The organism is Paracoccus aminovorans, from assembly GCF_001546115.1.
Lineage (GTDB): Bacteria > Pseudomonadota > Alphaproteobacteria > Rhodobacterales > Rhodobacteraceae > Paracoccus > Paracoccus aminovorans_B.
Map to the genome: position 1 here is coordinate 860,013 of NZ_KQ955209.1, position 14,012 is coordinate 874,024.

Below are 14,012 nucleotides of genomic sequence, written 5' to 3' on the forward strand. Positions count from 1 at the left end.
TGCTCTGCCCCCTCGAAACTGGATCGTTTAGAGCTGGAGTTTTCGGCTAACCTTCCCCGGCTGGGACAGGAGCTGAAAACGATGAAGGCATCGAAGTTCACGGAAGCGCAGAAGGCGTTCATTCTGAAGCAAGGCGAGGAAGGCACGTCGGTTGCCGAGATCTGTCGGAAGGCTGGGATCGGCCAGTCGACCTATTTTGCCTGGAAGAAGAAGTATGGCGGGCTGCTGCCCGACGAGATGCGGCGGTTGAAGCAGCTTGAGGACGAGAACGCGCGGCTAAAGCGGATCGTGGCGGACCTGACGCTCGACCGGCAGATGTTGCAGGATGTTGTGCGGCGAAAGCTCTGAAGCCGGCGCGGTCGCGTGAACTGGTTCGCGGGATGTGTGCAGACTGGGCGGTTTCGATCCGTAGGGCATGTGGGGCCTTGCGATTTGACTGCTCGAGCTACCACTACAAATCCCGCCGCACCGATCCGGCAGAGCTGAAACGGCGGATCCGGGAGATCTGTGAGACGCGTGTGCGCTATGGCTATCGCCGCGTTTACGTTGTCCTAGACCGGGAGGGCTGGGAGGTCAGCATTAAGATGGTCTATAACGTTTACAAAGCCTTGGGACTGCAGCTGCGGAACAAGACCCCAAAACGGCGGGTGAAGGCCAAGTTGCGTGACGACCGTGCGGAAGCCGTCGGGCCGAATGATGTATGGGCCATGGATTTTGTCCATGACCAACTGGCCTTGGGTAAAAAGCTGCGGATCCTAACCATTGTCGACACCCATTCCCGCTATTGCCCCGCCACGGACGTGCGGTTCCAATATCGCGGCGAGGACGTGGTCACGACGCTGGAACGGATCTGCACAAAAGTCGGCTACCCGAAGACAATCCGGGTCGACAACGGCAGCGAATTCATCTCGCGCGACCTGGATCTCTGGGCCTACGCCAAGGGCGTGACGCTCGACTTTTCACGCCCCGGCAAGCCGACAGACAACGGCTTCATCGAGGCTTTCAATAGTAAGCTCAGGTCCGAATGCCTGAACGCGCACTGGTTCATGAGCCTTGCGGACGCGGCCGAAAAGCTGGAGGATTGGCGCAGACACTACAACGATGATCGACCCCACAGCGCCATCGGATACAACGTCCCGAGCGCGCTGCACTTTCCCGACGGCGTCACCAGCCCGCCGCCGTGACAAAGGCCGGAAACTCCGGCTTTAGATGGTCCAAAATTGGTAGGCAGGGCAGGGCGCGTCGGCCTCCCAGGCGTCCTTGCCGAAATAGGCGTGGCGGGCGCCGGTGGCGATGACCAGCGTGTCATAGGGCAGCCGCGCGCCGCCGCGCAGGATCACCTCGCGCGCGGCGCGGTCCACGCCCTCGACCGTGGCCAGAAGCGTGGTGACGTCCCTGCGCTCGCGCATCAGCGCCCGGATCGGCCAGGCGATGTCCGAGGTCGCCAGCAGCGTCGTCGCCACCTGATAAAGCAAGGGCTGGAACAGGTGATGGTTGCGCTGGTCGACCAGCGTGATCTGGCATCCGGCGCCCCGCAGCCCCAAGACCACCTGCAAACCGGCGAATCCCGCGCCGATGACCACGACCCGATGTGTCATCACTGTCTTCCCCCCTTCGCAAAAGGTGGGCCGTGATAGCCTGCCGGTGTCCCGAGACCCTGACGCGACCCGTCGTCAGATGCAAGTATAGCCGGCATCCGCGCTAACGATGGCGCCGGTCAGCAGGCTCGACGCGTCCGAGGCGAGGAACTGCACCACCGAAGCAATCTCATGCGGCTGGCCCATCCGTCCGGCGGGCGTCATTTCCAGCCAGCGCGACACCAGCCCCGGCTGGCTTTCCAGCCCTTGCAGCAGCGGTGTCTCGACATAGGTCGGCGCGACCGCGTTCACCCGCACCCCGCGCGTGGCCCATTCGACGGCCAGCGATTTCGTCAGGTGATGCACGCCGGCCTTCGAGGCGTTGTAATGGCATTGCGGCTGCGGCACGTTCACGATCTGCGCCGACATCGAGCCGATGTTGACGATCGAGCCGCGCCCGGCCTCTATCATCCGCCGCCCGAAGCCCCGGCAGGTGCGGAAGACGCCGGTCAGGTTCACGCTGATCACCTTGTCCCATTCGGCATCCGTCATGGCCTCGGCCGGGGTGTTGGTGACGATGCCGGCGTTGCAGACAAGGATGTCCAGCGGCGGCAGCGCGGCCGCCAGCGCGTCGATACCGGCGCTGTCGGTCACGTCCAGCGCCTCGGCCCGGGCCTTGAAGCCTTTGGCGGTCAGGCCGCGGGCGGTGGCGTCGGCGCGCTCGCGCAGGATGTCGGTGCAGATCACCTCAGCCCCGGTCGCGGCAAGCGCCTCGGCGATGGCGGCGCCAATGCCTTGGCCCGCGCCGGTGACCAGCGCCAGCTTGCCGGTCAGGTCCTGTTTCGCCCTGTAGTCCATTCCGATCCCCCTCAGGTCAGCGCGCAGCGCAGCGGCTCGCCGCGCAATCCGCGCAGCGCCTCTTCCGACGCCAGCCGTTGCAGGACATCGACCGAGGCATCCGAGTAGAAGGCCGCGTGGGGCGACATGATCACATGTGGCGCCTGCCGCAAGGGCGAGCCGGCGGGCAGCGGCTCTTTCTCGAACACGTCGAGGCCGGCGCCGGACAGATGCCCGGAAACCAGCGCCGCCGCCAGCGCGTCCTCATCGACCAGCCCGCCGCGCGAGCAGTTGATCAGGATCGCGCCCTCCGGCATCCGGGCGACGGCCGTCGCGTCGATCAGGTGGCGGGTCTCGGGGGTCAGGGGCACATGCAGCGACAGCACATTGGCGCTGGCGATCACCTCGTCGCGGGGCAGGGGGGCGATGCCCGCCGCGCGGATCTGAACCTCGGGGATGAACGGGTCGAAGCCGATGATGCGGCAGCCGAAGACCGCCATGCGCGCGGCATAGGCCCGCGCGATCCGGCCCAGCCCGATCAGGCCGACGGTGGTGTCGCGCAGCGAGCGCAGCCCGTCGACCATGGCGCCGATCTTCCATTCCCCAGCGCGGATGCCGCTGTCATAGCTGTCCAGCTTGCGCGCGAGCGCCAGCGTCATCGCGGCGGCATGGTCGGCCACCTCGTCCACGCCATAGTCGGGCACGTTGCAGACATGCACGCCCAGATCGCGCGCGGCGGCCAGATCGACGTTGTCGACGCCGACGCCATAGCGCACCACGACCGCGCCCGGCGCCATCGCCGCCATCACCTTGCGCGTCATCGGCGCGAAGTTGTTCAGGACGGCGTTCGCGCCCTGGACGGCCTCAAGCGCCTCGTCCTCGCTGCGGCAATAGAACTCGGCGAAGCTGGCGGCGGCCGCGGCCGCGGCCGCCTGTTCGTGCCGGGTGTTGCCGAAAGCCTGATCGGTGACGACCAGTTTCAGGGTGGCGTCGCTCACAGCAGCCCCCGTCCGGCCAGGTTGCGCATCAGCGCGCGGGTGCCGAAGGTCCAGGGCGCGGCCTCGTCGGAATGGACGACGGTATTGCGCAAGGTGCCCAGCAGCGGGGTCGAGATTTCCACCACGTCGCCCGGCTTGTGGGTGAAGCCCGAGCCCTTTTCGGCGCGGTCCTGCGTCGGCGCGAACATGGTGCCCAAAAACAGCATGAAGCCGTCCGGGTATTGGTGCGACTTGTTGATGGTCTGCGCGACCAGATTGGCTGGCTTGCGGCTGATCTCGGCCATGTTCGAGCGGCCGGACATGTGGAAGCCGTCGGTGCCGGTGACCGACATGGTCAGGGTGGCGTTCTCGACATCGGCGAGGGTGAAGGCCCCGTCGAACAGCCGGATGAACGGGCCGATGCTGCACGAGGCGTTGTTGTCCTTGGCCTTGCCCAGCAGCAGCGCCGAGCGGCCCTCGACATCGCGCAGGTTCACGTCATTGCCCAGCGTCGCGCCGCGGATATTGCCCTGGCTGTCCACCGCCAGCACCACCTCGGGCTCGGGGTTGTTCCACTCCGAGATGCGGTTGACGCCGACCTGCGCGCCATGGCCCACCGAGGACATCGGCTGCGACTTGGTGAAGACCTCGGCATCCGGGCCGATGCCGACTTCCAGATATTGCGACCACAACCCCTCGGCGATCAGCGCCGCCTTGACCTCGGCGGCCTTTTCGGAACCCGCCTCGATATTCGACAGGCTGTCGCCGATCAGCGCGCCGATGCGCTGGCGCAACTGGTCGGCGCGGGCCGGATCGCCCGAGGTGCGCTCGTCGATCACGCGCTCGACCATGCTTTGGGCGAAGGTCACGCCGCAGGCTTTCAACGCCTGGAAATCGCAGGGCGCCAGCAGGCAGGGGTGGTCGGCGTGATAGCCCATCTGCGCCGGATCCAGCACCAGGTCGTCGGGCGTGCCGACGGCTTCGCCGGTCAGGGTGTCGAAGCGGCCCGCCGGATCGTCGTCCAGGAAATCGGCCATCGAGACGACCGCATCGGTCACGTCGATCAGCGCGCCGTCGCGCAGGATCACCACGGACGGGCCCTTGCCGGGGCGCCAGATGCGGCCGACAAGCTTTGCGGTCTCGGGGGAATTGGGTAGCATGAGTCTCACCTCCTCGGTTTGTAGTGAAACTACATTCATGATGCGATCCCGGTCAAGAAGCATGATCGGCGCGGCGGCGAAATTCTGCGCCTGCCATACGGTTGCAGAGATAATTGACTGATATATATACACATCTGAACTTTTCCCGAAATCATCTGCGGATTTTCCGCGACACCTCAGAAAGCCTCTTGTCAGAATGTAGTTATGCTATATTTTGACCTCGTGAGGATACGCAGGGGGAGGCCGCCGAGACCATGACAGACCAATCCATCCAGGAATCGATTGCCCGCCTGGTCGGCCAATTGTTCATCGACGGCGCCTTCCGCCCCGGCACCGGCAATCGCCTGCCGGTCGAGAATCCGGCAACGGGCGAGATCATCGGTCATATTGCCACCGCCACCGAGGCCGAGATCGAGGCTGCCGTGCAGGCCGCCCGCCGCGCCTTCCGCCCATGGGCCGCGGAACTGCCGAAAACCCGCGCCGCCGCGCTGCACCGGCTGGGTGATCTGATCGCCGCCGACGCGCTGGCGATGGCGCGGATCATGACCGCCGAGCAGGGCAAGCCGGTCAACGAGGCGAAAGGCGAAATCCTCAAGCTGGCCGAGGCCTGCCACTTCTACGCCGAAGAGGCCACCCGCGTGCATGGTGAGATCATCCCGAACGACCAGCCCGGCCTTCAAAGCCTCGTGGTGCGCGAGCCGATCGGGGTGGTGGGGGCGATCACGCCCTGGAACTATCCGGCGGAACTGGTGGGCTGGAAGCTTTGCGCCAGCCTCGCCTCGGGCTGCACCATCGTCATTAAGCCGGCCGAGATCACGCCCTTCACTGCCTTGGCCATCGCCGAAAAATGCCTTGAGGCCGGGATTCCGGCGGGTGTCGTCAACGTGCTGACGGGCAATGGCTCGCAGGTCGGGCAGGCGCTGGTCGAGCATCCGCAGGTGGACAAGATCGCCTTCACCGGCTCCAGCGCGGTCGGGCTGCACATCCAGCAAAGCTGTCCGCAGGTCAAGCGGCTGTCGCTGGAACTGGGCGGCAACTGCCCGATGATCGTGACCGGCAGCGCCGATGTCGCGGCGGCGGTCAAGGGCGCGGCCCGGCGCAGCTTCCGCAATTGCGGCCAGATCTGCATCGCCATCAACCGCATCTATGTGCATCGCTCGGTCTATGAGGAATTCCTGGCCGGGCTGGGCCGCGCGGCCGATGCGCTGAGAGTGAGGAACGGGCTGGACGATCCGGCGGCGGACCTTGGCACGATGGCCTCGGGCGAGCCTTTGGCCAAGACGCGCGCACATCTGGCGGACGCGCTGGACAAGGGCGCGCGGCTGGTCGCGGGCGGCAAGGCGCCCGAGGGCGCGCAATATGCCAAGGGGCATTTCTTCCGTCCCACCGTCGTCGCCGATTGCACGCATGAGATGCTGGTGATGACCGAGGAAACCTTTGGCCCGCTTGTCGGTGTCGCGGTCTATGACGACCTGGCCGAGGCCATCGACCTGGCGAACGACACGCCCTATGGGCTGGCTTCCTATCTCTATGCCCGCGATCTGGTCGAAATTCAGACCGTCTCGGCCGGGCTCGATTACGGCAACGTGGCGATCAACAATGTCGATGCCGGGATCATGAACGCCCCCTATGGCGGCCGCAAGCAAAGCGGCGTCGGCTATGAGCATGGGCGCGAGGGGCTGCTGGAATATTTCAACTTCAAGCATGTCCGGCTGCATCACGGTGTAGGGGCCTGAGCCGTGCAGGCGCTTTTGGGCATCGACATCGGCACCTCGGGGTGCAAGGCGCTGCTGATCGGCATCGACGGCGCGGTGATCGCGGCGGATGTCGCGACCTATCCGCTGTCGCAGCCGCATCCCGGCTGGACCGAGCAGGATCCCGAACTGTGGATTGAGGGCGCGCGCAAGGCGGTGGCCGGGGCGCTGGCCAAGGCCCCGGGGGTCGAGATTCTCTGTGTCGGCCTGTCGGGCCAGATGCATGGGCTGACGCCGCTGGATGCCGATCATCGCGTGTTGCGCCCGGCGATCCTGTGGAACGACCAGCGCAACGGCGCGGAATGCGCGGCGCTGACCGAGGCCGCGGGCGGGCTGGAGGGGCTGCTGGCTGCCACCAACAACCGCATGCTGGTCGGCTATACCGGCGGCAAGATCCTGTGGATGCGCAACCACGAGCCCGAGTTGTTCGCGCGCATGGCTTTCGCGCTGAATCCCAAGGATTACCTGCGCCTGCGCCTGACCGGCGAGGTCGCCAGCGAGGTTTCGGACGCCTCGGGGACCGGGTTCTTCGACGTGCGCCGCCGGCAATGGGCGACGGGGCTGATCGAGACGGCGGGGATCGACCCGGCGCTGCTGCCCCCGGTCCATGAATCGCAAGAGATCACCGGGCGGGTGTCCGCCAAGGGCGCCGCGCTGTTCGGCCTGTCCCAGGGCCTGCCGGTCGCGGGGGGCGGTGGCGACAGCGTGATCCAGACCATCGGCTCGGGCGTGATCGCGCCGGGCGAGTTGCAGACCACCATCGGAACGGCGGGCATCCTTGCCGCCGCGCTGGACGCGCCGCAGGACAATCCCGACGGCAAGCTTCAGGTTTTCTGCAATGTCGCCGCCGACAAGTGGCATTGCATGGGCGTGTCGCTGAACGCGGGCGGTGCGATGGGCTGGTTCCGCGATACGCTTTGCAAGGGGGTGCCCTTCGAGCAATTGGTAGCCGAGGCCGCCGACAGCCCGGCCGGTGCAAGGGGGTTGCTGTTCCTGCCCTATCTGAACGGCGAACGCTGCCCGCATCCCGATCCTCTGGCGCGCGGTGCCTTCATCGGCTTGACCGCCCGGCATCGGCGCGCGGATCTGACCCGCGCCCTGATGGAGGGAGTGGTCCATGCCTTCGCCGACATGCACGCCCTGATGCGCCCGATGGGCATCGACGGGCGCATCGTCAAGGTGTCGGGCGGGGGCGCGCGCTCGGCCTTGTGGCGCCAGATCCAGGCCGACATGTTTGGCTGCGACGTGGTGACGACCGAGGGCGCGGCCGAGGGCGCGGCCTTCGGCGCGGCGCTGGTGGCGGGGCTGGCCGTGGGCATCTGGCCCGATGCGACCGCCGCCGCGAGGTGCTGCCGCGACCTGACGCGCGAGACGCCTGATGCCGCCGCGGCCGGTGTCCATGCCCGCGCGCACGAGATCAATCGCGCGCTCTATCCAGCGCTGAGCGACAGCTTCGCCGCGCTTGGCGACGCCATCTTCGACCAGTAACCGCAGGAGCCAGCCATGCCCGCCTATTCCGCGTTCATCTTCGATCTGGACGGCACGCTGATCGACAGCGCACCCGACATCGCGGCCGCCCTGAACGCGGGCTTTCGAGGCAATGGCTGGCCCGAACTCGATCCGCGCTATGTCGAGCAGTTCATCGGCAACGGCCCGCATCGGCTGATCACCGATATCCTGGACGATCAGGGCATCCCCTATAACGATGCGGCGGTCGATCGCGCCTTTCAGCTTTATCTGCGCGCCTATCTGGACGACCCGGCCGGGCGGACGCGGTTCTTCGACCATGTCCCCGAGGATCTGGCGGCCCTGCGCGCGGCCGGCTTGAGGCTTGGCGTCTGCACCAACAAGAACCATGCGGTGACGGGCAAGGTGCTGGATCAACTCGGCCTGGCCGATCTGTTCGACGCGGCGGTGGGGGCCGATGCGGTTCCGGCCTGCAAGCCCGATCCCCGTCACCTGATGGCCGTGGCCGAGGCGATGGGACTTGAGGAAGGCAGTTGGGCCTATATCGGCGACACGCGCGTCGATCAGGCGACGGCGCTGGGGGCGGCAGTGCCTTTCTATGCGGTGCCCTGGGGTGGCGGAGCCGGGGTCGAGGTCGCCCAAGGCCACAGGTTGACCCGTCTGGCGGATTTGTTGCAGCACGGACGGAAAGCCACCGCCGCCGGGTAGCGGCCAGGAGAAAGCAATGACCGTCAGCCTGCTGCAACGAATCCTGCATGAACGCGAAGAGATGCGCCCGGCCGAGCGGCGGGTGGCCGATTATGTCGGCGCCGCGCCTTCCGAGGTGATCCATATGAGCATGGCGCGGCTGTCGGAACTGTGTTCGGTCAGCGATCCGACGATCATGCGCTTTTGCCGCCGCTTCGGCTTCGAGGGCTATCAGGACTTCAAGCTGAACCTGGCGCAGGATCTCGTGCCTTCGGCGCCCTTCGCCTATGAGCAGATCACGCCACGGGACAGCGTCGAGAATATCGTCCGCAAGACCTGCCGCAATTCACTGAACGCGATTCAGCGCCTGGCCGAGGACCTGGACCCCGAGCAGGTGGCCGAGGGTGCGCGGCTTTTGCAGGCGGCGACCTGGACGGGCATCTATGCCACCGGCATTTCCGAGGTGAACGCGCTGGATGCCGAACACAAGTTCCAGCGCCTGGGAATGCGCTGTCAGGCGCTACTGGGCCGGCAGCGGCGGCTGCTGCACGCGGAAAGCGCGCGCTCCGGCGATGTCGCGCTGATCTATTCGCAATCCGGCCATACGCGGCAGATGGTCGATCTTGCCACCACCGCCCGCGCCGGGGGTGCGCGCGTGGTCTCGGTCGCTGCCGGCGACAGCCCGCTGGCACGGGTGTCCGACGTGGTGATTGCGGTGCTGCCTTATGACCGGACCGAATTGCTGACGCCGCTGGCCTCGCGGCTGAACCACCATCTGGTCACCAACATGCTGGTGACTGCCATCGCCATCGCCAGCGGCAGCGAATTTCCCGACCAGCTTCCCGCGTTGGACAGCTGGCAGACGGACAAGATCTGAAACCCTGAAGCAGCGCAGGCCGAGGTCCGCGCCGGAGGAGACGAGAATGAGCCAGCAGGACGAAGCCAAGAAGATCGCGGGGCGCCGCGTGATCCAGGATTTCATCCATGACGGGATGAAGCTGGGCCTGGGCTCGGGCACGACCTCGCATTTCTTCGTGCGTGAACTGGGCAAGCATGTGGCCGAGGGCTTGACGCTGACCTGCACCACCACCTCGCGCTCGACCATCGCGGTAGCCGAAGAGGTGGGGATCGCGATCACCGATCCGAACGAGATCGGCGAACTGGACCTGACCGTGGACGGCCCAGACGAGATCGACCGCAAATTCAACATGATCAAGGGCGGCGGCGCCTGCCTGCTGTGGGAAAAGATCATCGCCCATGCCTCGAAGCGGATGATCTGCGTCACCGACGAGACCAAGATCGTCGATTGCCTGGGCAAGTTCCCGCTGCCGGTCGAGGTGGTGCAATTCGCCTGGAAGCAGACCGAGCGCATGGTGGCGCGGGTGCTGGCGGACCATGGCATCGAGAGTGCCCGGATCGAGCGGCGGATGCGCGACGGCCAGCCGGTGGTGACCGACAGCGGCAACTTCATCCTCGACTGCCATTGCGGCCCGGTGATAGCCGATCCGGCGCCCTTGGAGATCGAACTGAACCGCATTCCCGGTGTGGTCGAGAACGGGCTGTTCACCCGCGAGGCGGCGGGCATGGTCGTCGGCTGCTTCGACGGCACGTCCTATGTGACTATGCGCTAAACTAGTAAAACTTCATAATTAGGGATCTACCTCTGCGCAGAAGTTTCCGCGCAGGGCATGGACTGTGCTTGGAATATTCAAGGCATCAGCAACGAATATCTTGAAAGATGCCGGTCTGGATGAATGGCTTGCGGCGCGGTGCTGCTTGACAGAATCATCAGAAATCTAGTAATACTATATTCAGGGGTAGCATCAGGGAGGATGCCATGACGAAGCAGGTCGGAGTAAATCGGCGCAGCGTACTTGCAGGTGGCGCGGCGCTGGGGCTGGGGGCGATGATGGGTCCGTTGGCGGGGCGCGCGCTCGCGCAAGGCGCCCTTTCGATCCCCTATTCGAACAAGAGCCTCGACTATTATTTCTTCGTGATCCAGGAAGAGGCGGTCAAGCGGGCGGTCGGTGCCGCCGGCGGCCAGTTCCAGGCCACCAACGCGAATTTCGACAATACCCGCCAGCTTGAACAGTGGCAGAGCCTGCTGCTGTCGCAGCCCTCGGCGCTGATCGCGGACCCGATCGACAGCCAGGCCATCGTCTCGGCGATCCGGCGCTATAACCGCCAGAACATCCCGGTCGGCATCATCGACACGCCCGCCGATGGCGGCGATGTCGCCATCACCGTCAGCTTCGACAATTTCCAGGGCGGCGTGATGGCCGCGCAGGAAATCGTGGACCGCCTGGTCAAGAAGCACGGCAGTCCCAAGGGCACGGTGCTGAACTGCTATGGCGCGCTGGCCTCGGTCGCGTGGCGGTTGCGCAAGGAGGGGATGGATTCGGTCTTCGCGCAATATCCCGACATCAAGTATCTCGAACGCCCGACCGAGGGCCAGCTTGAGCAGATGCTGTCGGTGACGCTCTCCACCCTGTCCGAATATCCCGATCTGGATGCGGTGCATGCGCCCTCGGATTCGCCCGCGCGCGGCATCGCCACGGCGTTGCAGCAAAGGGGACGCTGGAAAAAGGTGGGCGAGGACGGCCATGTCATCTTCGTCAATATCGACGGCGAGCCGATCGCCCTGAAATGGATCCAGGAAGGGTTCATGGACGCCTGCGTCTCGCAGGATCCCATCGCCTATGGCGAGATCGCGGTCGAGATGATCGTCAAGCACGCGCTGAAAGGCGAGGCGGTGCCGATCGGCGCCTATGAGAACCCGAAATACTTCTGGGAAAAGGGCGAGATCGTCGAGGGCCAGACCGGCCCGACGTTGATCATCCCGCCCTTCGTCATCAATGGCGAGAACGCGGACGATCCGCGTCACTGGGGTGCGGTGGCCGAAAAGGATTGGGGCATCCCCTATACCTGATCGCCCGGTCCGATCATTGCCGGAGCGGTTTCGCGCTCCGGCATCTGTCTGCTGAGGTTGGGAGGAGGCCCGATGACGATTCATGACACGCGCGGCATGGATGTGGCTGCGGACGCCATCCTGCGGATCGAGGATGTGACGAAAAACTATGGCCCGGTCAGGGCGCTGCGCGGGGTCTCGCTGGAAATCCGCCGCGGCACGATCCACGGCCTTCTGGGCGAGAACGGCGCCGGAAAGTCCACGCTGGTGGGGATCATCTCGGGGCAGAACACGCCCAGTTCGGGGCGGATCCTGATGAATGGCCAGCCCCTTGAGCATGTCGATGTCAAGGCGATGGAGGAGGCCGGCGTCTTCCTGGTCACGCAAGAGCCGATGATCATCGACAACATGACCGCGGCCGAGAACCTGATGCTGGGCATCTGGCCCGTGCAGGGCGGTTTTGTCGATTGGAGGAAACTGCGCGCGGATGCGGCGCGGATGCTGGCCGGATCGGGGATCGACCCCGCCGCGCTGGCCGGGCGGCTGGACGCGGTGGCGCGGCGCAAGCTGAACATCCTGCGGGCCATGTTCTCGGGCGGCCGGGTCATCGTCCTGGACGAGCCGACCGCCGCGTTGACCGTGGCCGACCGGCGCGTGCTGTTCGATTTCATGCGCCGGCTGAAGGCCGAGGGCGTCACTTTCATCTTCATCTCGCATTACAATGACGAGATCCTGGAAATCTGCGACGCGGTGTCGGTCCTGCGCGACGGCAACCTGGCGGGCGGGTCCGAGGATGTCGCCGCGCTCAACTCCGAGCAACTGACCGAACTGGTTCTGGGCCGGGGGCTGGACCTGTTCCAGCGCGTCCGCCGCGATCATGCCGGCAAGGCGCCTGCCGTCAGGCTGCGTGACCTGCGCGGGCAAAGCCTCTCCCTCGACGCGCTGGACATCGCGCCGGGCGAGATCCTGGGCTTCACCGGCCTGCCGGGGGCGGGCGCCAAGGAACTGGCGCGCGCGATCTTCGGCCTGCATCCGGCCAGCGGCACGATTGTATTGAACGGTCGCGAAAGCCCCTTGCCGGCCAACCCGCGCGCGGCCTTCGATGCAGGCATCGCCTATCTTTCGGACGATCGTCGCAAGGATGGTGCCGTGGGCCAGATGTCCATCGGCAACAATATCGCGCTGTCCTCGCTGCCGTCGCGGGTGCAGGCGGGCTTTATCGACCGCAAGGCGGAAGCCGCGGTCATCGCGCATTACTTCGGCGCCATGGGCATCAAGGCGCCGAACGCGGATTATGCGGTCAATACCCTCAGCGGCGGCAACCAGCAAAAGGTCTGCCTGGGCCGGGTGCTGGCGACGAAGCCGCGCCTGCTGATCGTGGACGAGCCCACGCGCGGCATCGACGTGGGTGTCAAGCAGGACGTGCTGCGCATCATCGACGAACTCAGCGATACCGGGGTTTCGGTCATCATCGTCTCGACCGACACTGACGAGCTGGTGCGCGCCGCCGACCGGGTCTGCATCTTCGATCACGGCAGCATCAAGGAAACCCTGACGGGAGAGGACATCTCCGTCGAGCGTCTGCGCGCCTCGGTGCAGGCATGACGCGCCCGGAAAAGGAGAACCGGCAATGAGCAACGCAACGGCCAATGCCCCGCAAGCCGATGGCAAGGCGAACCGACGCGCCATTCTGGGCTGGGTGCTGCACAACGTGGTCTGGATCTGGCTGATCGCGCTGGTGGCGATCTTCGGTGCGTTCAACGACTTTTTCCTGACGGTCATGAACCTTCAGAACGTGATGGTGCAGGCCACTGTGCTGGGCATGCTGGGGCTGGCGGTGGCGCTGCCGCTGCTGGTGGCCGAGATTGACCTGTCGATCCCCGCCAATGCCGGCTTTTCGGCGGCGGTGGGCGCGCTGGCCTATTCCGACCTTGGCCTGCCGTGGTTCCTCGCCATGTTGGTCGGGTTGGCCGTGGGCACCTTCATCGGCTTTTTCAACGGACTCTGCATCACGCGGCTGAAGATGGTCTCGCTGATCGAGACACTGTCGATGATGATCATCCTGCAAGGCGCGCTACTGGCGCTGACCCAGGGCAAGACGCTGACCAATCTGACGGACGGCTATGTCTGGATCGGGCAGGCGACGATCGGAGGCTGGCCGCTGATGCCGGTGGTCTTCCTGCTGGCCTTGGCGGTGATGGGAGTGGTGCTGCACCGCACGGTGCTCGGGCGTTCGATCTATGCGGTGGGCGGCAATCCCGTCGCCTCGAACTCGGCCGGGATCCGCGTTGCCCGCATCAAGGTCATCACCTATACCATCTCGGGCTTTCTCGCGGCGCTGGCGGGGTTCCTGCTGGCCTCGTGGCAGATGGCGATCACCTCGAACCAGGGCTCCAGCTATCTGCTTTACGCCATCGCGGCGCCGATCATCGGCGGCGTCAGCGTCTTCGGTGGGCGCGGCAATGTGCGCGGCGTGCTGGGTGGTGTGCTGCTGTTGACGGTGATCCAGGTCGGGCTGGCCATCATCAACGTCCCCTCCTTCTATGTCGGCATGATCGGCGGCGTGATGATCTTCATCGCCGTGGCCATCGACGCCGTCCGGGTTCGCTATTTCGGCTGATCCATTCAACTGCAAGAAAGGCACG

Annotated in this window: 13 protein-coding genes; 9 read left to right on the top strand and 4 right to left on the bottom strand. The window is 65.6% G+C overall.

All coding sequences use genetic code 11. The annotated features are described in order from the left end of the window. Positions 1–81 precede the first annotated feature (81 nt). A protein-coding gene (locus tag ASV56_RS15870) for an IS3 family transposase (protein WP_156429039.1) occupies positions 82–1,184 on the top strand; the annotation gives its coding sequence in 2 pieces (ribosomal slippage) (positions 82–343 and positions 343–1,184; 1,104 coding nt in all). Between the two features lie 21 nt (positions 1,185–1,205). Here ASV56_RS15870 and ASV56_RS15875 read toward each other — a convergent pair. From ASV56_RS15875 to ASV56_RS15890, 4 genes are all read right to left on the bottom strand, one after another. Continuing rightward, a complete protein-coding gene (locus ASV56_RS15875; RefSeq protein WP_062562961.1) occupies positions 1,206–1,598 on the bottom strand; it encodes an NAD(P)/FAD-dependent oxidoreductase in 393 nt (130 codons plus the stop codon). A gap of 75 nt (positions 1,599–1,673) precedes the next feature. Further along, positions 1,674–2,435, bottom strand: a complete 762-nt coding sequence (locus ASV56_RS15880; protein WP_062562962.1) for an SDR family NAD(P)-dependent oxidoreductase — start codon at positions 2,433–2,435, stop codon at positions 1,674–1,676. Positions 2,436–2,446: 11 nt separating this feature from the next. Continuing rightward, positions 2,447–3,412, bottom strand: a complete 966-nt coding sequence (locus ASV56_RS15885; RefSeq protein WP_156429205.1) for a C-terminal binding protein — start codon at positions 3,410–3,412, stop codon at positions 2,447–2,449. Further along, positions 3,409–4,551 (bottom strand): fumarylacetoacetate hydrolase family protein, encoded by a 1,143-nt coding sequence (locus ASV56_RS15890; protein WP_062562963.1) that lies wholly within the window; start codon positions 4,549–4,551, stop codon positions 3,409–3,411. The genes ASV56_RS15885 and ASV56_RS15890 overlap by 4 nt, the downstream gene beginning before the upstream one ends. 254 nt (positions 4,552–4,805) lie before the next feature. Between ASV56_RS15890 and ASV56_RS15895 the strand changes: the two genes are divergently transcribed. From ASV56_RS15895 to ASV56_RS15930, 8 genes are all read left to right on the top strand, one after another. Beyond that, entirely contained in the window at positions 4,806–6,287 is a 1,482-nt protein-coding gene (locus ASV56_RS15895) for an aldehyde dehydrogenase family protein (protein WP_062562964.1), read from the top strand. Between the two features lie 3 nt (positions 6,288–6,290). Continuing rightward, the gene (gene xylB, locus ASV56_RS15900) at positions 6,291–7,793 is read left to right on the top strand and encodes a xylulokinase (RefSeq protein WP_062562965.1); all 1,503 of its coding nucleotides are present in this window, start codon (positions 6,291–6,293) and stop codon (positions 7,791–7,793) included. 15 nt (positions 7,794–7,808) lie between these two features. Beyond that, on the top strand, positions 7,809–8,480 hold the full coding sequence (locus ASV56_RS15905; protein ID WP_062562966.1) for an HAD family hydrolase: 672 nt from the start codon (positions 7,809–7,811) through the stop codon (positions 8,478–8,480). A gap of 16 nt (positions 8,481–8,496) precedes the next feature. Beyond that, entirely contained in the window at positions 8,497–9,336 is an 840-nt protein-coding gene (locus tag ASV56_RS15910) for a MurR/RpiR family transcriptional regulator (protein WP_062562967.1), read from the top strand. A 46-nt stretch (positions 9,337–9,382) separates the two neighbouring features. Further along, complete coding sequence (gene rpiA / locus ASV56_RS15915) at positions 9,383–10,090, top strand: ribose 5-phosphate isomerase A (protein WP_062562968.1); 708 nt, start codon at positions 9,383–9,385, stop codon at positions 10,088–10,090. Between the two features lie 206 nt (positions 10,091–10,296). After that, positions 10,297–11,388, top strand: coding sequence for a sugar ABC transporter substrate-binding protein (locus ASV56_RS15920; RefSeq protein ID WP_062562969.1), 1,092 nt, complete (start codon positions 10,297–10,299; stop codon positions 11,386–11,388). 72 nt (positions 11,389–11,460) lie between these two features. After that, positions 11,461–12,972 carry a sugar ABC transporter ATP-binding protein gene (locus ASV56_RS15925; RefSeq protein ID WP_062562970.1) on the top strand — a complete coding sequence of 504 codons (1,512 nt, stop codon included), beginning with the start codon at positions 11,461–11,463 and terminating at the stop codon, positions 12,970–12,972. A gap of 25 nt (positions 12,973–12,997) precedes the next feature. After that, positions 12,998–13,987 (top strand): ABC transporter permease, encoded by a 990-nt coding sequence (locus tag ASV56_RS15930; protein WP_062562971.1) that lies wholly within the window; start codon positions 12,998–13,000, stop codon positions 13,985–13,987. Positions 13,988–14,012 lie beyond the last annotated feature (25 nt).

Excerpts from the sequence above, each read along its gene's own strand:
- ASV56_RS15875 (WP_062562961.1), bottom strand. The coding sequence starts at position 1,598 with ATGACACATCGGGTCGTGGTCATCGGCGCGGGATTCGCCGGTTTGCAG.
- ASV56_RS15880 (WP_062562962.1), bottom strand. The coding sequence starts at position 2,435 with ATGGACTACAGGGCGAAACAGGACCTGACCGGCAAGCTGGCGCTGGTC.
- ASV56_RS15890 (WP_062562963.1), bottom strand. The coding sequence starts at position 4,551 with ATGCTACCCAATTCCCCCGAGACCGCAAAGCTTGTCGGCCGCATCTGG.
- ASV56_RS15895 (WP_062562964.1), top strand. The coding sequence starts at position 4,806 with ATGACAGACCAATCCATCCAGGAATCGATTGCCCGCCTGGTCGGCCAA.
- ASV56_RS15905 (WP_062562966.1), top strand. The coding sequence starts at position 7,809 with ATGCCCGCCTATTCCGCGTTCATCTTCGATCTGGACGGCACGCTGATC.
- ASV56_RS15910 (WP_062562967.1), top strand. The coding sequence starts at position 8,497 with ATGACCGTCAGCCTGCTGCAACGAATCCTGCATGAACGCGAAGAGATG.
- rpiA (WP_062562968.1), top strand. The coding sequence starts at position 9,383 with ATGAGCCAGCAGGACGAAGCCAAGAAGATCGCGGGGCGCCGCGTGATC.
- ASV56_RS15920 (WP_062562969.1), top strand. The coding sequence starts at position 10,297 with ATGACGAAGCAGGTCGGAGTAAATCGGCGCAGCGTACTTGCAGGTGGC.
- ASV56_RS15925 (WP_062562970.1), top strand. The coding sequence starts at position 11,461 with ATGACGATTCATGACACGCGCGGCATGGATGTGGCTGCGGACGCCATC.
- ASV56_RS15930 (WP_062562971.1), top strand. The coding sequence starts at position 12,998 with ATGAGCAACGCAACGGCCAATGCCCCGCAAGCCGATGGCAAGGCGAAC.